18 protein-coding genes and 2 riboswitches are annotated in these 22,266 nt (G+C 64.5%); of the genes, 8 read left to right on the plus strand and 10 right to left on the minus strand.

Annotation, left to right across the window (positions count from 1 at the left end; all coding sequences use genetic code 11):
* Nucleotides 1–18: 18 nt before the first annotated feature.
* The 4 genes from AC3A6R_RS19860 to AC3A6R_RS19875 are packed head-to-tail and all read right to left on the minus strand — an operon-like array spanning nucleotide 19 to nucleotide 3,456.
* Nucleotides 19–651 (minus strand): DJ-1/PfpI family protein, encoded by a 633-nt coding sequence (locus AC3A6R_RS19860; protein ID WP_487865338.1) that lies wholly within the window; start codon nucleotides 649–651, stop codon nucleotides 19–21.
* A 5-nt stretch (nucleotides 652–656) separates the two neighbouring features.
* Nucleotides 657–1,877 (minus strand): aminotransferase-like domain-containing protein, encoded by a 1,221-nt coding sequence (locus AC3A6R_RS19865; protein WP_487865339.1) that lies wholly within the window; start codon nucleotides 1,875–1,877, stop codon nucleotides 657–659.
* 38 nt (nucleotides 1,878–1,915) lie between these two features.
* A complete protein-coding gene (locus AC3A6R_RS19870; protein ID WP_487865340.1) occupies nucleotides 1,916–2,860 on the minus strand; it encodes a DMT family transporter in 945 nt (314 codons plus the stop codon).
* Entirely contained in the window at nucleotides 2,857–3,456 is a 600-nt protein-coding gene (locus AC3A6R_RS19875; protein ID WP_487865341.1) for a LysE family translocator, read from the minus strand. The genes AC3A6R_RS19870 and AC3A6R_RS19875 overlap by 4 nt, the downstream gene beginning before the upstream one ends.
* 101 nt (nucleotides 3,457–3,557) lie before the next feature.
* Between AC3A6R_RS19875 and AC3A6R_RS19880 the strand changes: the two genes are divergently transcribed.
* From AC3A6R_RS19880 to AC3A6R_RS19890, 3 genes are all read left to right on the plus strand, one after another.
* A complete protein-coding gene (locus AC3A6R_RS19880) occupies nucleotides 3,558–4,973 on the plus strand; it encodes an aminotransferase-like domain-containing protein (RefSeq protein WP_487865342.1) in 1,416 nt (471 codons plus the stop codon).
* Between the two features lie 88 nt (nucleotides 4,974–5,061).
* A complete protein-coding gene (locus AC3A6R_RS19885) occupies nucleotides 5,062–5,721 on the plus strand; it encodes a PhaM family polyhydroxyalkanoate granule multifunctional regulatory protein (RefSeq protein ID WP_487865343.1) in 660 nt (219 codons plus the stop codon).
* A 46-nt stretch (nucleotides 5,722–5,767) separates the two neighbouring features.
* The gene (locus AC3A6R_RS19890; protein ID WP_487865344.1) at nucleotides 5,768–7,048 is read left to right on the plus strand and encodes an FIST signal transduction protein; all 1,281 of its coding nucleotides are present in this window, start codon (nucleotides 5,768–5,770) and stop codon (nucleotides 7,046–7,048) included.
* A gap of 31 nt (nucleotides 7,049–7,079) precedes the next feature.
* Here the strand turns inward: AC3A6R_RS19890 and AC3A6R_RS19895 are convergent, their stop codons facing one another.
* The gene (locus AC3A6R_RS19895) at nucleotides 7,080–8,396 is read right to left on the minus strand and encodes a D-amino acid dehydrogenase (protein WP_487865345.1); all 1,317 of its coding nucleotides are present in this window, start codon (nucleotides 8,394–8,396) and stop codon (nucleotides 7,080–7,082) included.
* Between the two features lie 88 nt (nucleotides 8,397–8,484).
* Nucleotides 8,485–8,590: riboswitch (glycine riboswitch) on the minus strand.
* A 3-nt stretch (nucleotides 8,591–8,593) separates the two neighbouring features.
* Nucleotides 8,594–8,690: riboswitch (glycine riboswitch) on the minus strand.
* Nucleotides 8,691–8,783: 93 nt separating this feature from the next.
* On the opposite strand from AC3A6R_RS19895, the gene rfbB reads away from it, so the two are divergent.
* The 4 genes from rfbB to rfbC are packed head-to-tail and all read left to right on the plus strand — an operon-like array spanning nucleotide 8,784 to nucleotide 12,212.
* Nucleotides 8,784–9,854 carry a dTDP-glucose 4,6-dehydratase gene (rfbB, locus tag AC3A6R_RS19900; RefSeq protein WP_487865346.1) on the plus strand — a complete coding sequence of 357 codons (1,071 nt, stop codon included), beginning with the start codon at nucleotides 8,784–8,786 and terminating at the stop codon, nucleotides 9,852–9,854.
* A complete protein-coding gene (rfbD, locus tag AC3A6R_RS19905) occupies nucleotides 9,851–10,741 on the plus strand; it encodes a dTDP-4-dehydrorhamnose reductase (protein WP_487865347.1) in 891 nt (296 codons plus the stop codon). The genes rfbB and rfbD overlap by 4 nt, the downstream gene beginning before the upstream one ends.
* A 29-nt stretch (nucleotides 10,742–10,770) precedes the next feature.
* Nucleotides 10,771–11,667: a glucose-1-phosphate thymidylyltransferase RfbA gene (gene rfbA, locus AC3A6R_RS19910; RefSeq protein WP_487861822.1), complete on the plus strand. Its 897-nt coding sequence runs from the start codon at nucleotides 10,771–10,773 to the stop codon at nucleotides 11,665–11,667.
* The gene (rfbC, locus tag AC3A6R_RS19915; RefSeq protein WP_487861821.1) at nucleotides 11,664–12,212 is read left to right on the plus strand and encodes a dTDP-4-dehydrorhamnose 3,5-epimerase; all 549 of its coding nucleotides are present in this window, start codon (nucleotides 11,664–11,666) and stop codon (nucleotides 12,210–12,212) included. The genes rfbA and rfbC overlap by 4 nt, the downstream gene beginning before the upstream one ends.
* Here rfbC and AC3A6R_RS19920 read toward each other — a convergent pair.
* The 4 genes from AC3A6R_RS19920 to AC3A6R_RS19935 all read right to left on the minus strand — a co-directional run bounded on the left by AC3A6R_RS19920 (nucleotide 12,205) and on the right by AC3A6R_RS19935 (nucleotide 19,231).
* Nucleotides 12,205–13,095 carry a GDP-mannose 4,6-dehydratase gene (locus AC3A6R_RS19920; protein ID WP_487865348.1) on the minus strand — a complete coding sequence of 297 codons (891 nt, stop codon included), beginning with the start codon at nucleotides 13,093–13,095 and terminating at the stop codon, nucleotides 12,205–12,207. The two genes, rfbC and AC3A6R_RS19920, sit on opposite strands and share 8 nt — an antisense overlap.
* Complete coding sequence (gene gmd / locus AC3A6R_RS19925; RefSeq protein ID WP_487865349.1) at nucleotides 13,092–14,129, minus strand: GDP-mannose 4,6-dehydratase; 1,038 nt, start codon at nucleotides 14,127–14,129, stop codon at nucleotides 13,092–13,094. The genes AC3A6R_RS19920 and gmd overlap by 4 nt, the downstream gene beginning before the upstream one ends.
* Before the next feature lie 72 nt (nucleotides 14,130–14,201).
* Nucleotides 14,202–17,924: a glycosyltransferase gene (locus AC3A6R_RS19930; RefSeq protein ID WP_487865350.1), complete on the minus strand. Its 3,723-nt coding sequence runs from the start codon at nucleotides 17,922–17,924 to the stop codon at nucleotides 14,202–14,204.
* Nucleotides 17,924–19,231, minus strand: a complete 1,308-nt coding sequence (locus AC3A6R_RS19935; RefSeq protein WP_487865351.1) for an FkbM family methyltransferase — start codon at nucleotides 19,229–19,231, stop codon at nucleotides 17,924–17,926. Before AC3A6R_RS19935 ends, AC3A6R_RS19930 begins: the two co-directional genes overlap by 1 nt.
* Before the next feature lie 330 nt (nucleotides 19,232–19,561).
* Here AC3A6R_RS19935 and AC3A6R_RS19940 point away from each other — a divergent pair, with 330 nt between their 5' ends.
* Complete coding sequence (locus AC3A6R_RS19940) at nucleotides 19,562–21,547, plus strand: glycosyltransferase family 4 protein (RefSeq protein WP_487865352.1); 1,986 nt, start codon at nucleotides 19,562–19,564, stop codon at nucleotides 21,545–21,547.
* On the opposite strand, the gene AC3A6R_RS19945 is transcribed toward AC3A6R_RS19940, so the two are convergent.
* Nucleotides 21,519–22,265: an ABC transporter ATP-binding protein gene (locus AC3A6R_RS19945; RefSeq protein ID WP_487861815.1), complete on the minus strand. Its 747-nt coding sequence runs from the start codon at nucleotides 22,263–22,265 to the stop codon at nucleotides 21,519–21,521. The genes AC3A6R_RS19940 and AC3A6R_RS19945 overlap by 29 nt on opposite strands.
* Nucleotide 22,266: the final 1 nt, after the last annotated feature.

Consider the following 22,266-nt stretch of genomic DNA (forward strand, 5'->3'; position numbering starts at 1 on the left):
CCTGCAGCAATGCGTCTCTCAGGCCGCTGCGGCTGCGGTTGTCGCAGCCTGCGGCAGGTACGGCGCGATGTTGCGCATGGCCTGCGCCACGTAGTCGTCCTTCTCGCCCACCGGCGCGACATAGTGCAACGCGCTTCTTGCCGCCTCGACGCCTTCGCTGCGCGCGATGAGCCAGGCCGCGAGGTAGGGCGCCGACAGGCATCCGCCCGCGGTTGCCACGTTGCCGCTCGCAAAGAAAGGCTGGTTGAGCACCTCGACGCCAGCTTCCTGCACCCACGGCTTGGTCGTGAGGTCGGTGCAGGCAGGCACCGTGCCCAGCAGCCCCAGCTTGGCGAGCAGCAGCGTGCCGGAGCACTGCGCGCCGATCAGCTGCCGCGTGGTGTCGAGCCGGCGCAGCACGCCCATGATGGCGGGATCGGCGGCGATTTCGCGCGTGCGGATGCCGCTGCCCACGAGCACCGCCTCGGCCTCGCAGGCGGCCTCGAGTGTCGAGGTCGCGTGCAGCGTCACGCCGTTCATCGAGGTGACCGTGGCCGAGGGGGAGGCCAGCGTCACACGCCAGCCCGGGCGCTTCACGCGGTTGAGCACGCCAAGCGCGATCAGCGAGTCGAGTTCGTTGAAGCCGTCGAAGGTCAGGATGGCGATGTGCATGGCTCTCAGACCGGTTCGGGCGCCAGCGTGCGTTGGGTGCCGAGCGCGGCGAGTTCTTCGCGCAGCACGGCAGCGAGCGCGGCGATCGCGGTGTCGATCTCCTCGACGCTCGCGGTCACGAACGACAGCCGCAGCGTGCGCGGATCGCCCTGGCCCGCATAGAACGGCGCGCCCGGCACGAAGGCCACGTTGCGCTCCACCGCCTTGGGCAGGAGCGCCACGGTGTCGATGCCCTCGGGCATGCGGGCCCAGAGGAACATGCCGCCCAGCGGGGCGTTGAACTTCACATCCAACCCCGCCATCTCGCGCGTGAGCGCGGCCAGCATCGCATCGCGCTGGCGCTTGTAGAGCGCGCGGATGGTCGGCACGTGGCGATCGAGAAAACCATCCTTCATCACTTCGCAGACCATGCGCTGCGTGAAGATCGGCGTGTGCAGGTCGACCGCCTGCTTGGCCTGCAGCAGCTTCGGGTAGATGGCCTTCGGTGCCACCAAAAAGCCGAGCCGCAGCCCGGGCGCGAGCACCTTCGAGAACGAGCCGAGGTAGATGCAGCCTTCGGGATTGCGCGCGGTCAGCGGCAGCGGCGGCGCCTCGTCGAACCAGAGTTCGCCATAAGGGTTGTCTTCGACGATCGGCAAGCCCGCCGCGGCAGCCGCGGCCGACACGGCCGCACGCCGCGCCTCGGTCATGGTGCGACCCGTCGGGTTCTGGAAGTTGGGCAGCAGGTAGACGAAGCGCGCCGCATCGTCGGCACCCGGGCGCGCTTTGGCGATCAGGTCGTCGACCACTACGCCGTCGTCGTCGCTCGCCACGCTCACCGGCGTCGGCTCCATCGGGCCGAAGGCCTGCAGCGCACCGAGGTAGGTGGGCGTTTCCACCAGCACGCGGCTGCCCGGGTCGATGAGCGCCTTGGCCACCAGGTCGAGGCCCTGCTGCGAACCGGTGGTGATGAGCACCTGCGCGGGATCGACGTTCCACGGCAGCATGTCGGCCACCGCCTGGCGCAGCGGCGCATAGCCTTCGCTCGCGGCATATTGCAGCGCCGCCTGGCCGTCGTTGTGCAGCACCTCGGCGCAGGCATCGGCAAAGGCCTGGATCGGGAAGGTCTTGGGCGAAGGCAGGCCGCCGGCCAGGCTGATGATGCCGGGGCGCTCGGTGACCTTGAGGATTTCACGCAGCACCGAGGGGTTCATCTTGGCGGCGCGGGCGGCGAGTTTCCAGTCCATGGGGTTCTTCTTTCAGGCAGAGGGTATGCGGTGCGGATTCAGGGTGTGGCGGTGCGCGCCGGGCTGGCGATGGCGGGCTGCGGCTGCGACAGCCGCTTGCCGAGCACGACGGTGCAGACCACGGCGGCGGCGAAGCCGAGGGTGACCACGTCGAGCGGTTCGCCCAAGAGCGGGATGGCCGCGAGGATCGAGAGGAAGGGCTGCAGCAGCTGGGTCTGGCTCACGCGCAGCGCGCCGCCGAGCGCGAGCCCGCGGTACCACGCGAAGAAGCCGATCCACATCGAGAACACGCCGACGTAGACGAAGCCGGCCCAGGACGACGCGGCGATCGGGGTCTGCGGCCACAGCACCAGCGTGGCCGGCAGCGTGACCGGCAGTGCCATCACGCAGACCCAGCAGATCACGCGCTCGGCGCCGAGCGAGGGCGTCACCTGGGCGCCGTAGATGTAGCCGACCGATGCCGCGATGACGGCGCCCACCAGCAGCAGGTCGGCCCATTCGAAGCCGAAGCCGTGGCCCTGCTGGGCTGCACGCAGCAGCGAGAACAGCACCACCAGGACGCTGCCAGCGATGGCGCAGAGCCAGAAGCCCAGCCGTGCGCGCTGGTGCAGCACCCAGGCCGCGACGGCCGCGGTCACGAGCGGCAGCAGCGCCGTGACCACCGCCGCGTGGCTGGCCGTGACCACGCGCAGCGCATAGCCCAGCAGCAGCGGATAGCCGATCACGTTGCCGAGCACGGCCATGCCGAGCGGCTTCCACTGGTGCGGCGCCGGCCGCGGCGAGCGCGTGGCAAGCAGGAACACCGTCGAGAGCAGGCCCGCGAGCGCGGCCCGCCCGAGCGTGACGAACCAGGGCGACAGCTGGGGCGCCTCCTGCGTGCCGGTGGCAAGCCGCGTCATCGGCAGCGTGACCGCGAACAGCGCCACGCCGATCACGCCGAGCCACATGCCGAGCGTCTCGTCCTTGATGGCGGGCCGCTTCATACGCCGAGCATCCACCCGGCGGTGAGCACCAGCACCAGCGCCATCGCGCGGTTGAACCACAGCAGGCGCCGGCCCTTGGCAAGCCAGCCGCGCAGCAGCGCACCGGCGAGCGCATAGACGAAGTTGCTGGCGAAGGCGTAGACCACCATCACTGGCGCCACGATCGCGAAGCGGCCGAGCGGATCGGGCTGGCCCGCGATCCAGCCGGCCACGAGCGTGAGCGCGAGCAGCCAGGCCTTGATGTTGACGAACTGCAGCATCACGCCCTGGCCGAAGCCGATCGACAGGCTCTGGCCGTCGGCCTTGCCGAGGGTGGCGCTGCCGCTGAGCTTGTAGGCGAGCCACAGCAGGTAGCCGATGCCGAGCGCCTTGATGGCGAGCCGCAGTGACGGCACCGCGACCACCAGCGCGCCGATGCCGGCTGCCGACAGCACCAGCAGCAGCGTCCAGCCGACCGGCACCGCGATCACGAAGCGCATGGCGCGCGGCAGGCCGCCGTTGGCTGCGAGCGCGGTGGAGAGCGTGGTGTTGGGCCCCGGCGAAAAACTCATCGCGGTGGCCAGCACCAGCAATGCGGTGAATTCTTGCCAGTTCATTTCTTACACTCTAAACTTTGGGACCATTACAGTTCCAATACAGTTATGCACACATGCGCTGACACTGTATTGGTCTTCCCATCGACACAGGCGCCGCGCAGATGTTGACACGAACCCCCACCCAGTCGCTGACAGGGCAATTGGCCGACCGGCTGGCGGAGCGCATCCGCACACGGCTGCTGCCGCCCGGTGCGCGCCTGCCTTCGGTGCGCGAATGCGCGCGCCAGCAGGGCGTGAGCCCCTACACCGTGGTCGCCGCCTACGACCAGCTGCTGGCGCAGGGGCTGATCGAGGCGCGCCGCCAGCGCGGCTTCTATGTGCGCGATGCGGGGCCCGCCCAGGACGCCCGCTCGGCCAGCGTGGCGCCGAGGGTCATGCAGATGATGGGATCGCGCGTGCCGGCCGACGCGAGCTCGCTGATCCGCAGCATGTTCCACCGGCCGAGCGACAAGCCGCAGCCCGGCATGGGCGTGTTTCCGCCCGACTGGATGGCCTCGACCTTCATGCCGACGGCAGTGCGCCGCATGACCAACACCGCGGCGCTGCAGGAACTCTCGCTGCAATACGGCGAACCGTCGGGCGATGCCGCGCTGCGACGCAGCCTGTCGAACCGGCTCGTCGGCATCAACGTGCCCGCGGCGCCCGACCAGATCGTGACGACGGTGGGCGCCACGCATGCGCTCGACATCGTGAGCCGCACTCTGCTGCGCGCGGGCGATCCGGTGATGGTCGAGGAGCCCGGATGGGCGCTCGAGTTTGCGCGGCTCGAGGCGATGGGCATGCGCATTCTTCCGGTGCCGCGCCGCGCCGACGGGCCCGACCTCGAGGTGATGGCCCAGTACTGCGCGCTGCACAGCCCCAAGCTCTTCGTGAGCGTGAGCGTGCTGCACAACCCGACCGGCTACAGCCTCACGCCGGGCAGCGCGCACCGGATTCTGAAGCTCGCCAACGAGCACGACTTCCACATCGTCGAGGACGACACCTACAGCCACCTCGCGCCCGAGCATGCGACGCGGCTCTGCGCGCTAGACGGGTTGCAGCGCACCATCTACGTCAGCGGCTTCGCGAAGATCCTCGCGCCCAACTGGCGCATCGGCTATCTCGCGGCCTCGGCCGAGCTGAAGGATCGGCTGCTCGAGACCAAGCTGCTGGCCACGCTGACCACGCCCACGCTGTTCGAGCGGGCCTTGTCGTGGTGCATCGACCAGGGCCAGCTGCGTCGGCATTCGGAGCGTGTGCGCATCCGTCTCGACGGGGCACGCGGGCGCGCGGTGAAGCTTGCGATGGCGCACGGCTGCCGCTTCGCGTCGGAGCCCGCGGGGCTGTTCGGCTGGGTCGACACGGGCGTCGACACCGACGCGCTCACGCAGCGCATGCTCGACCAAGGCTACCTGCTGGCGCCGGGTTCGCTGTTCCATGCGCGGCGTCCCCCGAGCACGCTGATGCGCATCAATTTCGCGACCTCGCAGGATGCGGCCTTCTGGAAGGTGTTCAGCAAGGTGCGCGCGGAGCTTTGACCCGTGCGCAACGCTTGTCCGCGCGGGCGAAAAGGCCGTGCGTTGGAGTAAGCTGGCACCACAGGACAACCCCTTCGGAGACCGCCTCATGAGCAACGCCAGCCAGCCCTTCGATTTCAGCCAGTTCGTCCCCGGGTTCGACTTTCTGAAGAACCTCGCCGGGGGCGGCGCAAACCCGGCGGCCGCCCCCGGGCTGCCGAGCCTGGCGAGCTGGGTGGCGCCCACGCTGAGCGTGGAAGAACTCGACAAGCGCATCCAGGAACTCAAGACGGTGCAGTACTGGCTCGAGCAGAACGGCCATGCGCTGAAGGCCACGGTCCAGGCGCTGGAGGTGCAGAAGATGACGCTCTCGACTCTGCGCGGCATGAACGTGCGCATGGAGGACATCGCGAGCGCCTTCTCGAAACAGGCGGCCGCGGAACCCGCTGCCGCCGTGCCCCGGTCGGTAGCGGCAGAGCCTGCGGCGGGGGCCGATGAAGCGCCGGCGCCCGGCGTGGTCGATCCGATGCAGTGGTGGGGCTCGCTGACCGAGCAGTTCCAGCAGATCGCGAACTCGGCGCTGCAGGACGCGGCCCAGCTCAAGGTGCCCGCCATGGCGCAACCGATGGCCGATGCGGTCGGCAAGGCCATGCGCGGCAGCCCGTCCGCAACAACGCAGAAACCCGCCGCCAGGACGGCCGCTGCGAAGAAAACCCCACCCAAAAAGACGCCCACCGCCACGCGCAAGCGAACCACCGGCGGGCGTTGATCTCTTACATGCTCTCCTTCGAGAAAAAGAACGGAAGGCACGCACCATGAAACTGTTTCCTTCCGGCCACGCCACCCATCCGCAATGGCGCATGGCCGCCGGCCTCGTGCTGGCGCAGCTGCGCGCGCAGATGGCGCTGCCCGAATACGCCCCGTCGCCGACGCTCGGCCTGCTCTACATCACCGATCACTACGCCTCGGACGCGCAGGAGATCCTCGATCACCTGAGTGCCGAGCTGCCCGAAGTGACCGACTGGTCGGGCACGGTCGGCGTCGGCGTGGCGGCCAACAACGCCGAGTACTTCGACGAGCCCGGCCTGAGCCTCATGCTGTGCGCGCTGCCGAGCGACCAGTACCGCGTGTTCTCGGGCGTCGCGCCGCTCGGCAGCTCGGAAATGAGCGGTTTCGAGGCCCATACCGCGCTCGTGCATGCAGACCCCGCGACACCCGACTTGCCCGAACTGATCGGTGAAATGGCGGGCCGCACCGACACCGGCTACCTGTTCGGCGGGCTGTCGTCGGGCCGGGCCGGCGCGCTGCAGTTCGCGGTCGGCGGCAACGGCAACATCCGCGGCCATGGCGCCGCGGGCGGCGTGTTCTCGGGCGGGATGTCGGGCGTGGTGTTCGGCGAGGGCGTGCGGCTGGTGTCGCGCGTCACGCAGGGCTGCCAGCCGCTGCGCGCGGGGGCCGGGCGCGAGCGCGTGATCACCGAGGCCGACGGCAACCTGCTGCTCAAACTCGACGGCGAGCCGGCGCTCGACGTGCTGCTGGCGGAGCTGCAGGTGTCGCTCGAACGGCCGCAGGAGGCCATCGACGCGGTGCGCAACACGCTGGTGGGCCTGGCCGATGCGGGCAGCGACGGCATCCGCCGTACCGGCGACCTGGGCGCCGACGTGCTGGTGCGTCACATCATCGGGCTCGATCCGACGCGCCGCGGCGTGGCGATCGCCGACGTGGCCGAAGCCGGCATGCGGCTGAGCTTCTGCCGCCGCAACGCGCAGGCCGCGCGTGCGGACCTGATGCGCATCTGCGCCGAGATCCGCGAAGAGCTCGAGCCCGAGGAGCAGACGCTGGCCACCGCGCGCGCCGTGGCGGCCGGGGAGGCCGAGGCCGCGCCGCATCCGGCACGCCGCATCGCCGGCGCGGTGTACGTGAGCTGCTCGGGGCGCGGCGGTCCGCATTTCGGCGCACCCGGCGCCGAGCTGCAGATCGTGCGGCATGCGCTCGGCGACGTGCCGCTGGTCGGTTTCTTCGCGGCCGGCGAGATCGCGCGGCACCGGCTGTATGGGTACACCGGCGTGCTGACGGTGTTTGCGGCCGCCGACTGAACGCCGAAGTCCGTGTTCGGTCGGCCCTGGCTCAGCCCACGGCCGCCGCCATGACCCCGTGCGCCGGCCGCGGCATTCCCGTGAACGCGAAATCGACTTCGGGCGCGAGCCCGGTCACGATGCGCGCGATCGATTTGCCCGATCCGCAGGCATGCGTCCAGCCCAGCGTGCCGTGGCCGGTGTTGAGGTACAGGTTCGGCAGCTTCGTCTTGCCGATCATCGGTACGTTGCTCGGCGTCGCGGGGCGCAGGCCGGTCCAGAACTGCGCTTGTGTGGTGTCGCCGGCGCCGGGGAACAGTTCTTCGACGCGCCGCACGATGGCCTCGCAGCGCACGCGGTTCAGGTCGCGGTCGTAGCCGTTGAGTTCGGCCGTGCCCGCAATGCGCAGGCGGTCGCCCCCCTCGGCGCCCGGCGAGGTGTAGCGCGAGAACACGAGCTTGAATTCGTCGTCGGTGAGCGAGACCTGGTGCGCCTTCGAGGCGTCCTTGACCGGCAGCGTCACCGAGTAGCCCTTGGCCGGATAGATCGGCAGGCGGATGCCGAGCGGTGCCGCGACGAGCGGGCTCAGCGAGCCCATCGCGAGCACGAACGCATCGCCGCCGATGCGCTGGAAGCGGCCTTCGGGGTCGGTCGCCTCGACATGGTCGAGCCGGCCGCCGGCCTCGCGCAGCGCGGTCACCGTGTGGCTCATGAGGAACTTCACCCCGGCCGCTGCGGCGAGCCTGGCGAGTTCGCGCGCAAAGAGGTTCGCATCGCCCGACTCGTCTTCCGCGGTGTAGGTGGCGCCGGCCAGCTTCGGCCGGATGTGCGCGAGCGCGGGCTCGATGGCCACGGCCTCGTCGGCCGAGATCACCTGCCGCTCGCAGCCCAGCGCGCGCATCTGCTTGGCCGGCGCGAGGGCGGCATCGAACTCCTTCTGGGTCGTGTAGAAGTGCAGGATGCCTTGCGTGCGCTGGTCGTACGCCAGACTGGTGTCGCGGCGCAGCTGCTGCAGCACCTCGCGGCTGTAGGTGCCCAGCCGCACGATCTGCTCGATGTTGTGCCGGGTGCGCGCCGGTGTGCATTCGCGCAGGAACTGCAGGCCCCAGAGCCACTGGCGCATGTCGGCGCGCACGCGGAACAGCAGCGGTGCGTCTTCCTTGCCGAGCCACTGCAGCACCTTGAGCGGGGCGCCCGGATTGGCCCACGGTTCGGCATGGCTGACGGAGATCTGCCCGCCATTGGCGAAGCTGGTTTCTGCGGCCGGCGTGGCCTGCCGGTCGATCACGGTCACATCGTGGCCGAGCTGTTGAAGGTAATAAGCCGAGGTCACGCCGAGCAGGCCGGCGCCAAGAACGATCACGCGCATTTCAGGTACTTCTTTCGAGGTGCGCTTGGATGGCGGCGGGGTCGCTGTGCTTTGCATAGCGAGCAACCGGACGATCGCCGTCCAAGTTGCCGCTCCCCCTGTCCTCGGTACCTGAGAGATTCACCCGCTGCGCCCGCAGCGGGTTTGCTCCTTCGGCGCGTCACGCGGGGTGACGTCTCTCCAGACGGCGTGTCAGTTGGTGCAGTACAGGCCTCTTCGGCCGACCTGAGCGTTTATGGGAGTTTGCGCCTTCGGTGGGACAACGCATGTTGTCCGCTCTCCTGCAGTGGCGCGATTGTATGCGGGCGGCATGATCGCCCTGGCCCGATGGGATAATCGCCTGTTCAATCGCCGGGTGGCGATCGTTCCATTTCAGCAGGGGACTCCATGATCCTGGTAACCGGCGGCGCCGGCTTCATCGGCGCCAATTTCGTACTCGACTGGCTCGCGCAGAGCGATGAACCGGTCGTCAACCTCGACAAGCTGACCTACGCGGGCAACCTCGAGACGCTCGCCTCCCTCAAGGGCGATGCCCGGCACATCTTCGTGCAGGGCGACATCGGCGACAGCGCGCTCCTCGATCGCCTGCTGGCCGAACACAAGGTCCGCGCGGTGGTCAACTTCGCCGCCGAATCGCATGTGGACCGCTCGATCCACGGCCCCGAGGACTTCGTGCAGACCAACGTGCTCGGCACCTTCCGGCTGCTCGAGTCGGTGCGCGGCCATTGGAACGCGCTGCCGGCCGACCAGAAGGCCGCGTTCCGCTTCCTGCACGTGTCGACCGACGAGGTCTATGGCTCGCTCTCGAAGACCGATCCCGCCTTCACCGAAGACAACAAGTACGAGCCCAACAGCCCGTATTCGGCCAGCAAGGCCGCGAGCGACCACCTTGTGCGCGCCTGGCACCATACCTACGGCCTGCCGGTGGTCACCACCAACTGCTCGAACAACTACGGGCCGTTCCACTTTCCCGAGAAGCTGATCCCGCTGATGATCGTCAATGCACTCGCCGGCAAGCCGCTGCCGGTGTATGGCGACGGCATGCAGGTACGCGACTGGCTCTACGTGAAAGACCACTGCAGCGCCATCCGCCGCGTGCTCGAAGCCGGCCGACTCGGCGAGACCTACAACGTAGGCGGCTGGAACGAGAAGCCCAACATCGAGATCGTCAACACGGTGTGTGCGCTGCTCGACGAACTGCGCCCGCGCGCGGACGGCAAGCCCTACAAGGAGCAGATCAGCTACGTCACCGACCGTCCCGGCCATGACCGGCGCTATGCCATCGACGCGCGCAAGCTCGAGCGCGAGCTCGGCTGGAAGCCGGCCGAGACCTTCGACACCGGCATCCGCAAGACCGTCGAGTGGTACCTGGCCAACGGCGAATGGGTGCGCAACGTGCAAAGCGGCGCCTACCGCGAATGGGTCGAGAAGCAGTACGACACGAAGGACGCTGCATGAAGCTGCTGTTGCTGGGCAAGGGCGGACAGGTCGGCTGGGAGCTGCAGCGCAGCCTGGCGCCGCTGGGCGAACTCGTCGCGCTCGACTTCGACAGCACCGAGCTTCACGCCGACTTCAGCCGGCCCGAGCAACTCGCCGAGACGGTGCGCAAGGTGCGACCCGATGTCATAGTGAATGCGGCGGCGCACACGGCCGTCGACAAGGCCGAAAGCGAGCCCGAGTTCGCGCGCAAGCTCAACGCCACCTCGCCGGGCGTCGTGGCTGAGGCGGCGCAACAGGTTGGGGCGCTGATGGTGCATTACTCGACCGACTACGTCTTCGACGGCAGCGGCAGCACGCCCTGGAAGGAAGACGATGCGACCGGCCCCTTGAGCGTGTATGGCCGCACCAAGCTCGAAGGCGAGCAGCTGGTGGCCGCACACTGCGCGAGGCACCTGATCTTCCGCACCAGTTGGGTGTATGCGGCGCGCGGCGGCAACTTTGCCAAGACCATGCTGCGCCTGGCCAAGGAGCGCGACAAGCTGACCGTCATCGACGACCAGTTCGGCGCGCCGACCGGCGCGGAGCTGCTGGCCGACCTGACCGCGCATGCGATCCGCGCGACCTTGCAGGACCCCGCCAAGGCGGGCCTCTATCACGCGGTGGCTGGTGGCGTCACCACCTGGCATGGCTATGCGCGTTTCGTCATCGAGCAAGCGAAGGCGGCCGGCGTCGAGCTGAAGGCGGGGCCCGATGCGGTCGACCCCGTGCCCACGAGCGCCTTCCCCACGCCCGCCAGGCGTCCGCACAACTCGCGCCTCGACACCACGAAGCTGCAATCGACCTTCGGCCTGCGGCTGCCGCCATGGCAGGACGGCGTGGCACGCATGCTGCGCGAGACGCTCTGAACACAAGAAAAGGGAAAGAAGACCCAACAATGACCACGACGACAAAACGCAAGGGCATCATCCTGGCCGGCGGCTCCGGCACCCGCCTGCATCCCGCCACGCTCGCGATGAGCAAGCAGCTGCTGCCGGTGTACGACAAGCCGATGATCTACTACCCGCTGAGCACGCTGATGCTCGGCGGCATGCGCGACATCCTCATCATCAGCACGCCGCAGGACACGCCTCGTTTCCAGCAGTTGCTGGGCGACGGCAGCCAATGGGGCCTGAACCTGCAGTACGCGGTGCAGCCCAGCCCCGATGGTCTGGCGCAGGCGTTCATCATCGGCGAGAAGTTCGTGGCCAACGAGGCGAGCGCGCTGGTGCTGGGCGACAACATCTTCTACGGGCATGACCTCGCGCATCTGCTCTCCGGTGCCGATGCCAAGGACAAGGGCGCGACCGTCTTCGCCTACCACGTGCAGGATCCTGAGCGGTACGGCGTGGTGGCCTTCGACGCCGAGGGCAAGGCCAGCAGCATCGAAGAGAAGCCGGCCAAGCCCAAGAGCAGCTACGCCGTGACGGGCCTGTACTTCTACGACAACCAGGTGGTTGACATCGCCAAGGCCGTGAAGCCGAGCGCGCGCGGCGAGCTGGAGATCACGGCGGTCAACCAGGCCTACCTCGACATTGGCCAGCTCAACGTGCAGATCATGCAGCGCGGCTATGCCTGGCTCGATACCGGCACGCACGAGAGCTTGCTGGAGGCGGGGCAGTTCATCGCGACGCTCGAGCATCGGCAGGGGTTGAAGATCGCGTGCCCCGAAGAGATCGCCTGGCGCAACGGGTTCATCGACCGCGAGCAGCTCGCGCGACTCGCAGCGCCGCTGCAGAAGAATGGCTACGGCAAATACCTGAACCACCTGTTGGCCGAGGAGGTGCGCTCGTGAAAGCAACGCCCACCGCGATTCCGGAGGTGCTGGTCATCGAGCCGAAGGTGTTCGGCGATGCGCGCGGCTTCTTCTACGAGAGCTTCAACGGCAAGGCGTTCGACGAGGCCGTCGGGCGGCACGTCGAGTTCGTCCAGGACAACCATTCGCGCTCGGCCAAGGGGGTGCTGCGCGGGTTGCACTACCAGATCCAGCAGCCGCAGGGAAAGCTGGTGCGTGTGGTTCGGGGCGCGGTGTTCGATGTGGCGGTGGACATCCGCAAGTCGTCGCCGACCTTCGGCAAGTGGGTGGGTGTGGAGCTCAGCGAAGACAACCACAGGCAGTTGTGGGTGCCTGAGGGGTTCGCACACGGGTTCCTGGTGCTGAGCGAGACGGCGGAGTTTCTGTACAAGACCACGGATTACTACGCACCGGCGCATGAGCGTGCGATCGTCTGGAACGATCCGGACCTGGCAATCGAGTGGCCCGACGTCGGCCTCGCCCCGCAACTCTCGGCCAAGGATCAGGCCGCATCGAGGTTCGAGCGGGCCGAAGTCTTCAGCTGACGACAGCGTTTGCCGCGCTGGCCTTTGCCGCCAGAAGCATTCGCGCGAGCGTTTCTTCGAGTTCCGGCTCTTCCAGCGAAGCCCCGTGTCGGGCCAGCAAAGCTTGCAATTTGGAAGGGTCGCCGCAAAGGCGGTGGACTTCGTTGGCTCTGACGAACGCTGGATTGACCTCGAGACGGGGATTGTGCGAAGTCATCCGGGCAAGGGTCTCGACCACCTGCCGCAGAGAATGTGGGCGACCGGAGCAGATGTTGTAGGCCTCCCCGGGCTCACCGTAAGCGATCAGCAGCAAGTAGGCGTCGCAGACCATCTGTACGTCGTTGAACTCGCGCTCCACATCGAGATTGCCCAAGGCGATCGACGGCGAGCGTGCGGCAAAGTGCAGTGCCAGCTTCGGAATCAGGAAGTGGTCGTCTTGTCCCGGGCCGGTGTAGTTGAAGGGGCGCGTGATCACCAGATTCAGGCGATCACGATACGTCCTCGCCATGCACTCCATGGCCAGCTTGCTCGTGCCATAGTGGTTCACCGGTGCCGGCAACTGCTCTTCGCGAATGGGCGACTGCGCCGTGTTGCCGTAGATGTTGGCACTGCTGGCCAGAAGAACCCGGGTCGGAGGTGCCGGCAACTGCACCAGCGCATTCAACAAGTTGGTGGTGCCGACGACATTGACCGCGTAGAAGGCGGCATCGTTGGCGTGCCCGACGAAGCTGATGGCAGCCAGATGCACGACGGCTTCGGGCGCAATCTGCAGCACTTCCTCAAGCACGGAGTCACTCTGCGTCAGGTCGGATTCCAGAGGGCAGATCGTGTGGCCCGCTGCAACGGCCCGTTCGGCAAAAAGGCGGCCGGTGAATCCGTGGGCGCCGGTCAGCAGGATTCTCAAAACGAGAAGCCCTGGGTGTTGCGGCGGATGTCGGCCTCGACCATCATCTGGCAGAGTTGCTCGAGCGTGGTGGCCGGCTCCCATCCGAGTTTGGCCTTCGCCTTGGCGGGGTTGCCGATCAGCAGTTCCACTTCGGCCGGGCGATAGAACTTGGGATTGATGCGCATCGCGGTCTTGCCCGTGGAGACGTCGACGGCCGTCTCGGCTTCCCCGCTACCCTTGAATTCCACCGTGATACCTGCGCCCTTGAACGCCATCTGCACGAAGTCCCGCACCGTCTCGGTGCGATTGGTGGCGAGCACGTAGGTGTCGGGTTCGTCGATCTGCAGCATGCGCCACATGCCTTCGACGTATTCCTTGGCAAAACCCCAATCGCGCTTGGCGTCGAGGTTGCCCAGTTCGAGCACGTCGAGTTTGCCGAGCTTGATCTTCGCTACGCTGTCGGTGATCTTGCGCGTCACGAACTCTCGTCCGCGCAGCGGGCTTTCGTGGTTGAACAGAATGCCGCTGCAGCCGAAGATGTCGTAGCTCTCGCGGTAGTTGATCGTCATCCAGTGTGCGTACAGCTTGGCAACGCCGTAGGGGCTGCGTGGATAGAAAGGCGTTTCTTCCACCTGGGGGATAGCTTGAACTTTCCCGAACATTTCGGAAGTCGATGCCTGGTAGAAGCGTATCTTGGGGTTGACCAAGCGAATGGCTTCCAGCAGATGCAGTGCGCCGATACCCGTGATATGCGCGGTTGCGGCTGGTTGGTTAAAGCTCACCCCCACGAAGCTCTGCGCTGCGAGGTTGTAGACCTCATCCGGGTTGGCATCTTTTAGCAGCGTGATCGAGCTGCCCAGGTCCGTGAGATCGTATTCAACGAGATGCAGATCCGGATTGTCCTGAACTCCAAGCTCTTCGAGCCGCCAGAAGTTGACGGAACTCGTGCGACGGTAGGTGCCGTAGACCACATAGCCCTTGGACAACAATAGTTCTGCCAAATAGGCTCCGTCCTGGCCGGTTACGCCCGTGACAACTGCGCGTTTTTTCATCGGGATTCTCTTTCTACTGAATGACTGGACGGCGCAGATCGCTCTTGCGGTGCGCATATAGGGTTGGTTTCATTAGCTGCCCAAGAGCGCAGACTTGAATTCTTCGGCACTCTGTTGCCACGTCAAATACGGCATTGTCTCCGAGCGCGGGTGCCGATCCTGCCTGAAGAGCGCGAGCCATTGGATCAGGGCAGCAGCAAGATCCTCACTCGTCATGCCATCAAAGTAGAACGCATGATCCGCCGCGACCTCCCTGAAGACTGGCAAGTCTCGCACCACGATGGGAAGTTTGTGCATCGCTGCTTCGATCAAAGGCAAGCCGAATCCTTCACCCTCGGATGCAAGAAGCAGGCAGTCGCAAGTGTTGTAAAGCTGCTCCAAGTGAGCGTCACTGAGGCTCTCGAGCCAAAACAACTGCTTATCGCGCTGGGGGTGCTGTCTCAGGCGTGTGACGAGCGCGTCGACCATCCACCCTTTCTTGCCGACGATGACGAGGTTGGCTTGATGTCCCTCACGCCAAAGCTGCTCGAAGGCGCCAAGGGCTTGTTCGTGGCCCTTGCGAGGCTCGATCGTGCCCACCATTAGAAAGCTCGGAGACGATGTTGTAATCGAGGCGAGTGGCGGGGGTTGCTCGGTCACAGGCATGTCCGTAGGGAGCGATGAAGAAGAAATGTCTGCACCGAGGCGGAACGTGCGCACCTTGAGCCCTGCGGCGAGTCGTTCGGGCGAATGCGCCGACAGCCATGCAGTGAACTCAGCAGCCACAGCCTTCGAGATGGCAAGCACCCCATCGCTCTGCGCGACGGCGGTCAACCAGCGTTCGTGCACCTCCTTGGCGCCTTGGAGGAACCGGTGCTCCAGCAACATCGGCAAGAGGTCGTAGATCACAAATTTCACTTGGACGCCGATTTGCCGCAGTTCCTGGAAAAAACTGGTCTGCTCCGGGACGATGTGCGGCTGCAGGTCGAGGCCGACGAAGACATCACATTCTCTGGCGTCGATGGGCGCATCTTGCAGGGGCTCGTGCGAACAGCCCAGGAGCCGCAGCGAGAAATTGCGAGCGTAGCTGTAGCCGCGCTGGCCTCTCAAGGCGTAAACCGGCTCGATGCGGTATCCCTCTGGCGGACTCTCGAACAGTGCTCGCAATAAAGACTTCACCAAACGCTGAATGCCGCTTTGCCGGTCCTTTTGCGCCAGCTCCGACACATCGATGAAGAGTTGGCGTTTGGGCGCGGGAAGCGGCAAAGCGCGCGCGATGCTGCGAGCTGATTCAATCAGGCTACTTTCGGAAAGAGCGGGATCAGCGGCAATGGACCTGATCAAGCCCGCGCGCCCATTTGCGGCTTCGACAGCGAATACTTCAATGGCTTCGCAATAGGCGCGCGCGCAAGAAGCCGGCGCATGGGCCGTTTCGATCTGGCGCCGAGCGTTCGTGCCGAGCGTTCTCGCAAGGCCGGGTGAATGGCGTAGCTTTTCCAGCGCCTCAACAAGCGCTGCGTCGGAAAACTCGTCATTCAACATCATGACTGCGTCATTTGGTAGAAATGCCATTGACCCGTTGGCATTCACCACAGTCGGAACTCCCCGGCTCATCGCATCTAGCACGGTGCCCGAGGTTTCGCCGCGCGACAAGGTGCGCAGTTGCACCGCAGCATCGGCCGCGCTCAGATAGCGCTGAAAAGTTTCAGAGTCGGCCCATCCGGTAATGCTGATCCTGGCCCCTGCGGCGCTGGCGATCGCCTGTGCCAGCCTTTGGCCATATGGCTCCTTGTTGTTTTCTCCCACAAATACAAGCCTGCAGTTGGGATCTGCCGCCAACGAAGACATCTTCCATGCGTCGAGCAAGCGGTCGTTCATTTTCGTTGGTCCGAGGAGGCCAAACGCGCAGACCAGGAACTCTTCGGGCGCCAAGCTCAGTTCCGCACGGGATCGAGCTCTTGCAATTTCAATCGAGCCAGGTGCTACCCGCAGATGCGGGATAAGCGCCCACTTGCTGGCGAGCTGACTTCCGAACCATTCATTCGCCAACTGGATCGAGTACGGGGAGTGAACAATCACGCCGTTCGCATGACGAAGGACATCGAAATTGCATGGGTATTTGAAGACGACATCTCCAGGGTCGCGCGCGTTCTGCCGGTCGGCCACTGCGCCGTAGCCGTGCGATTCGTACAGCGCGCGCGTCCAAGCGAAGGCCTCACCGCCTGCAATTTCGCGGTGCGCTTGAACGCCGCTCAGGTAAAAATCGTGCAGCACGACCACGCCCGGGATATCTTGAAGCAGCCCGAACATGTGTTGGTGAAACTCCGAGTTTCCGAAGTGATAAAGAACGCGATCAAAATTCGGCGCATGGTCGCGAAACGACGCGACGCTACGAACTGGAAATGCAGTAGGCATCTCGCGCCTGTCCACAGCAGGGAGGTCTGTGATGAGCTCGATGTCGTAAAACTCCGCGAGCGCAGGCAGCAGCTCGGCGCTGTAGGCCGCGATGCCGCTGCGTTCCGGCGGTAGTGGCGATACATAAGCCAGGCGCGGACGAGACTTGCCGGTCGAGCGGTGCGCGTTCCTCGCGATATCTGCCTTGGACTCGTGCAATTCTTCGAGAGCTGCGATTGCACGCCTTGCGGACTCGTCCCACGAGAATTTCTTGGCTTGCTGCTTCCCATGCTCGATGAGCGCATTTCGAAAACTTGCGTCGCTGAGCGCCTGTGCCATCTTTGCGGCGATGGCTGCGTCGTCGCGTGGATCAAACAACGCGTCGCTCCACCCGATGACTTCCGGCAAGCTCGACGTATTGGCCCCGATCACGGGGGCGCCACAGAGCATCGCCTCCAGCGCGGGCAGACCGAACCCTTCGTGCCATGACGGAAAAACGAAGAGCGCGCAAAGGTTGTAAAGATCGACCAGGTCCCTCTCAGACACGAACCCCGTGACTGCAACGTCATCGTCGGTCAGGCCTTGTCGTCTAGCAAGATCAAGGAGTGCTGCGCGATCCTCTTGGCGGGCGGAGCACACGATGGCGAGTTGATGGGTCGAACGCACTGCCGGGGGTAGCATGCCGAATGCGCGGATCAGACCTTCGATGTTCTTCCGATGGTCAATCCCACCGGTGTACATCACAAAGGGCTTGTAGAGGCGGTACTGCGAGCGCAGTTGCTCGTTGCGTTCCTGCGGGACAGCGATCTTCGTGAAATGGTCGCTTGCTGCTGTCGACACATTGACGCATGCATCGGGATCCAAGCCCAAGTGCGCGATGCCTTCCTGCCTTGAAGACTCTGAGATGGCGAGCCAAAGGCTCGCTCTCTTCATTGCCTCCACTTTTCGCATGTACCACTCGCGTACCGATGGGTTGTCGAGGTACGGGTGTGGGTTGATCAGCGGAATGAGGTCATAGAGGGTGACACTTGCCGGGGTCTTCGCGAATCGGCCAATACTGGTAACTGATGCATCGCCCAGCCCCTCGAAGAGGCTCGAGACGTGCACCGTGTCCGGCCTCAGGCTGGCAATAAAAGCTTCATAGAGCTTCTCGTTGGCGATGACGTCACCCGAGGTCTTGGCAGCTGGTGCTGGTTGTGCAGCCGGGAACCATGTTTTGATGCGTGCAGGCTCCATCAGCCCTGCGAAGGCCGCCTTGATGTCCTCTGTAGCCTCTGGAAAGCCGCCATTCAGTGCAATCAGGAGCTCATGGGTACCTGCTTGGCGTGCCATTGCCTGAGCCAGCGACAGAGAATACCGTCCGATACCGCGATGGCGACTGCCGGTCGATTGAGCCCCTTGAAGGTCTATGACGATACGCATCAGATGGACTCCGATCGTTGTGTTCGCTGCTGGATTCGAAGTTGCCGAAAAATCAGCGCCGTGTCTGGAGACATTGAAAGGGGGGGGGCCATGGACGTCGGCTGCGCAGAATTTGGCGGGGCCAGCATCGCTCGCAGGCGGTTCCGCAGCGAAGGAGTCCAACGTAAGACGAACATGGCGCATCGCTTCAGTGACGGATGCCGTCTGGCAGCAATTGCCGCAATACGCACCGCGGTCTTGATGCGACGCTTGATTCCGCTGCGTAGCCGGCCTTCGGCAATGGCTGTCGCGAGTCGGCGAAGCGAGGTGTTCGCAGCGGCAAGAGCCCTCGCTTCCGCCTGGGTCGCGCGGTCGCTTGCATGATTCGCCATGGTTTCCGCGAAGCTGGCGCGCTCTTCTGCACGAATGGCGCGGGCCTCATTCCGGGCGGCCTCGGCATGAGCTTCGGAGGCACGCGCTGCCGATCGGAGGGAATTTGCTTCGGCCTCTGAGGCGCGCGCCTGCACTCGAGCAAGCTCGGCCCGGGCCGCTTCGAGTTGTGCCGCATGGCCTTCCTGCGCGACCCGGTATTCAGCGACCAATGCGGCACACCAGACACTCGAGCGACTGAGTTGCACGTTGTCGAAGACGTTTGGAGGTGTTTGCAGCACAGGAACCAGCTCAGCATGTTCCCTGGCGACATAAAAACGATTGAGCCCGTCGAAATAGGCAAACTGATAGCCTGCGTCCGTCAGTATCCGGTCTGAGGCTTCGTACCGGAGTTCTGTCGATAGGGGGACCGTCGCTTCGATGAGGATGATCCAAGGTCTGAACGCAGCATGATCCCAGCCCCGGAGCACGTTCTCCTCGAACCCTTCCACATCAATCTTGAGCCAATGCACTTGCTTCCCAGTGAGAGAGGCCAATGCCGTGCGCATGGGCAGCATGGGAGTCTGGATGGTCTGGCTGGTGAACCCGTGCTGCACTTGGAGCTTCTTCGCGTGGGCTTCCACGCCGGTGCTGAGGCCCGTACCCGGAACCACGTAGAGATCGAGAATCCCTGCTTCGTCCCCGAGTGCGACCTGCAGCACGACTTCGTCAGGCCGGTCCTGCCTGAGCAATTCCGCATAGTGCGGAACCGGCTCCACATGTACACCCCGCCAGCCTTGCTCATAGAAGGCCTTGCTGACCGAGTCCACCACGGGATGCTGGGCCCCGACGTCGACGTAGACGCCGGATTGAACATGCTTCAACGCCCGCCAGAGCATGACGTCTTCGAAATTCTGCGCGTATGAGGTGAAGGACTGGGGGCTGTTTTTTTGATTCATGTACTACTTGCGACTCCATCGCTCTCCGCTAGCGAGAAGACTCGCGCGCCGCGCTTACCTTCATATTTTATGTGGTGGGAAGACTGATTTTTGGCATGATTGCGCGCCCACCAACAAAGCGCCCCACGATGAGTTACGTTTTCATGAATGCCTTCCGTGATGCAAGGCCTTGATTCGCTGCGTGGTCTCGCGCGCCGGGGGCTCAAAGCCGTTTTTTGGCTAGTGACCCCGTGGCGCCTGCGCCAGAGGCTGCAGTTCTTGCGCGGAAGGAGGGCCGGTGAAAAGAGAGTTCAGGCACTGGCGAACCTAATCAACCAAGAGCGACAGCGATTGGAAGCGCTGCAGCAAGGCGGCGCGACGAGCTGTCGTTCTGCACTGAATGTCTACGACATCCAGGATGTATTCGACGCCTCGGGATTGCCGCGCGAGCAGGTGTTGTGGCCTCCGGTTGACGCGACATCCATACGGGACCGGTACGTTGCGGCACGTTTTCTCATTGATGCTTTCCGTCGCCGCAAAGATCTGCGGGAGCGGTTCCCCTACGCATTTTCCGACGCGACCAGCGGAGGCTTCGCGGCATGGCTGGCTGGTGCTGAAGCACGCCGGGACCTGGGACTTGTGCCTGAAAGCGCCGAGCACTTTGTTGCACTTTTTTCCGATGACTTCGCTGCGAGGGCGAGACAGATTTTTCTGGCAAGCGGTGAAGTTCGTGCGGCGTTGCCGCATGGGCTGCTCCCGTCGGGCAGTCGCACGCTCTTTCGATGGTTCATGCAGCACGGGTTGCCTGCCAGTGCACTGGAGCCCGAGGAAGTCTGGTGGCTGTTCCTGCAGGCACAAGAAAATCCGCAGGCAGAGGTGCTGCGCGCCTTCTTGTTTACACCAGACTGGCAACGACGCTTTCCCGATGCGTTGACCGTTTTCGGGTGGCCTCGCTTCGCGGAGTGGCTCAACAGAACCTATGGCGACGGCAGTGTCTCACTGCCTCTGTCCGCCATATCCAGTCTTCCCGAGCCGGCCGCGCAGATTCTGGTTGCATACCAGGCGCGCGCCGAATGGCAGAGCGCTCACCCTGAGGCGATGTCCAACAAAGCATCTGCAATGGCGCTGCTGGAGTGGCTCGCTTCCAGTGACGGTGCGCGCGTGGAGCCTCCGGCGCGCGAGTGGTGCGCTGGTTTGGACAAGGAGGCGCTGGCCTCTCGTTTGCTGGAAAGCCGTGTCACGGTGATCGGGCACTTCTGCTACCCCTCGGGACTGCGCGTGTCGGTGGAGGCCATGGTCGGGGCCATGGCGTCGGCCGGCGTTCGAACATCTCTTCGGGATATTAGGACCGACGCCCGGGATGACCCTCATCACGTTCAGTTCGATGGGCTTGAGTCGGGCGATATCACGATCATCCACGCGCAGCCCGAGCCCTTTTTTGCTGAAGCCTATGTGAGAGCGGATCTTGCAGAGCGCACGCCTCGAACGTATCGCATCGCCTACTGGTATTGGGAGTTCGACTCGATCCCCGAAGCCTGGTGTGACCAGGCCAGGAATGTCGACGAGGTTTGGACCGCGACCGAGTTCATCGCGCGGGGATTGCGCCAACGCTTGTCGGTCCCGGTGCGAACGCTTTTTCCAGGCGTCGCACTCGCTCCGTTTCAGGTTCGTGATCGGTCGCATTTCAATCTGGAGGCAAATCGCTTCACGTTCCTGTTCACCTTTCATATGGTGAGCGTGATGGAACGCAAGAATCCGTTGGGGCTCATTCAGGCATTCAAGATGGCTTTTCGCGCCCATGAGCCTGTCGCCCTGATGCTCAAGACCTCTTTCGGAGATCGACACCCTGAACAGTTCAATGAACTGTGCAAAGCGGCGGCCGACATGCCATCCATCACCATCATCGATCAAGTTCTCAGTTCCGACGAGGTCCTATCGCTCATGCATGTGTGCGACGCCTACGTCTCGCTACATCGCAGTGAGGGTCTCGGGTTGACGATGGCAGAGGCGATGCTGATGGGAAAACCGGTGGTCGCGACAGGCTTTTCCGGCAACATGGATTTCATGACAAACGACAACAGCCTCCTCGTGCCCTATGAGCGAGTGAAGCTCGGCCGACCCATTCCTCCCTACAGCGCGGATCTGGAATGGGCTGAGCCGTCCGTGGAGGAAGCGGCCCGCTTGATGCGACGCTTGTATGAGGATCAGGAGTGGGCGCGTGAGCTTGGCGCGCGCGGCAGATCGTCGGCGGAAACCAATCTGTCTCTCCGGGCCGCGGGCGAGCGTTTTGCCGCCCGTGTGGAGGAAATCAGGACGCTACGGCGTTTTCGGAACTGAAGCTCGCCATATCGTCCGTGGCTCGGACGATCCTTCCGTGCTCCATGTAGATCACACGATTGCATTCCTTGGCGATCAACGCGGGCGAATGGGAAGCAAGGACCAGGATGCCCGATTTGGCCACCACGTCCTTCATGCGTTTTTCCGCCTTCTCCGTAAACTCCGCATCGCCTACCGACAGCCACTCGTCCATCAGCAGGATATCGGCCTCGACACTGGTCGAGATCGAGAACGCGAGGCGCATCAGCATGCCGGTGGAGTATGTGCGCACGGGCATGTTGACGTATTGGCCAAGTCCGCTGAACTCGCAGATCTCGGGGATGAGCCGGTCGATCTGTGCCTTGCTCATGCCCATCACAAGTCCGCGCAACATGATGTTCTCGACGCCCGTGGCGTCTACCTCAATGCCAAGTGCAGGATCAATAAGGCTTGCAACCGTGCCCTGGCGCGTGAGTTCGCCCGCGGATGGCTCATAGACGCCCGCGAGCGTGCGCAGCAGGGTCGACTTGCCAGCGCCGTTGTGGCCCACCAGGCCCAGTCGGTCACCGCTCTTGAGTTCAAGTGTGATCCCGCTGAGTGCTTGCACCACGGTAACGCCCGTCTCCTTGCCGAAGCGTCCACCAGTGACCGAAGCTGCAAGGGTCTTCTTGAGCGATGCAGCACCTGCGCCGTAGATGGGGAAATTGACGGCGACGTTTTTGAGGGAGATAGATGCCATG

Source organism: Variovorax sp. Soil_C_19 (assembly GCF_057657255.1).

Excerpts from the sequence above, each read along its gene's own strand:
- rfbB (WP_487865346.1), top strand. The coding sequence starts at position 8,784 with ATGATCCTGGTAACCGGCGGCGCCGGCTTCATCGGCGCCAATTTCGTA.
- rfbA (WP_487861822.1), top strand. The coding sequence starts at position 10,771 with ATGACCACGACGACAAAACGCAAGGGCATCATCCTGGCCGGCGGCTCC.
- AC3A6R_RS19930 (WP_487865350.1), bottom strand. The coding sequence starts at position 17,924 with ATGCGTATCGTCATAGACCTTCAAGGGGCTCAATCGACCGGCAGTCGC.
- AC3A6R_RS19890 (WP_487865344.1), top strand. The coding sequence starts at position 5,768 with ATGAAACTGTTTCCTTCCGGCCACGCCACCCATCCGCAATGGCGCATG.
- AC3A6R_RS19885 (WP_487865343.1), top strand. The coding sequence starts at position 5,062 with ATGAGCAACGCCAGCCAGCCCTTCGATTTCAGCCAGTTCGTCCCCGGG.
- AC3A6R_RS19895 (WP_487865345.1), bottom strand. The coding sequence starts at position 8,396 with ATGCGCGTGATCGTTCTTGGCGCCGGCCTGCTCGGCGTGACCTCGGCT.
- AC3A6R_RS19860 (WP_487865338.1), bottom strand. The coding sequence starts at position 651 with ATGCACATCGCCATCCTGACCTTCGACGGCTTCAACGAACTCGACTCG.
- rfbD (WP_487865347.1), top strand. The coding sequence starts at position 9,851 with ATGAAGCTGCTGTTGCTGGGCAAGGGCGGACAGGTCGGCTGGGAGCTG.
- AC3A6R_RS19865 (WP_487865339.1), bottom strand. The coding sequence starts at position 1,877 with ATGGACTGGAAACTCGCCGCCCGCGCCGCCAAGATGAACCCCTCGGTG.
- AC3A6R_RS19935 (WP_487865351.1), bottom strand. The coding sequence starts at position 19,231 with ATGAATCAAAAAAACAGCCCCCAGTCCTTCACCTCATACGCGCAGAAT.
- AC3A6R_RS19870 (WP_487865340.1), bottom strand. The coding sequence starts at position 2,860 with ATGAAGCGGCCCGCCATCAAGGACGAGACGCTCGGCATGTGGCTCGGC.
- AC3A6R_RS19945 (WP_487861815.1), bottom strand. The coding sequence starts at position 22,265 with ATGGCATCTATCTCCCTCAAAAACGTCGCCGTCAATTTCCCCATCTAC.
- gmd (WP_487865349.1), bottom strand. The coding sequence starts at position 14,129 with ATGAAAAAACGCGCAGTTGTCACGGGCGTAACCGGCCAGGACGGAGCC.
- AC3A6R_RS19875 (WP_487865341.1), bottom strand. The coding sequence starts at position 3,456 with ATGAACTGGCAAGAATTCACCGCATTGCTGGTGCTGGCCACCGCGATG.
- AC3A6R_RS19880 (WP_487865342.1), top strand. The coding sequence starts at position 3,558 with ATGTTGACACGAACCCCCACCCAGTCGCTGACAGGGCAATTGGCCGAC.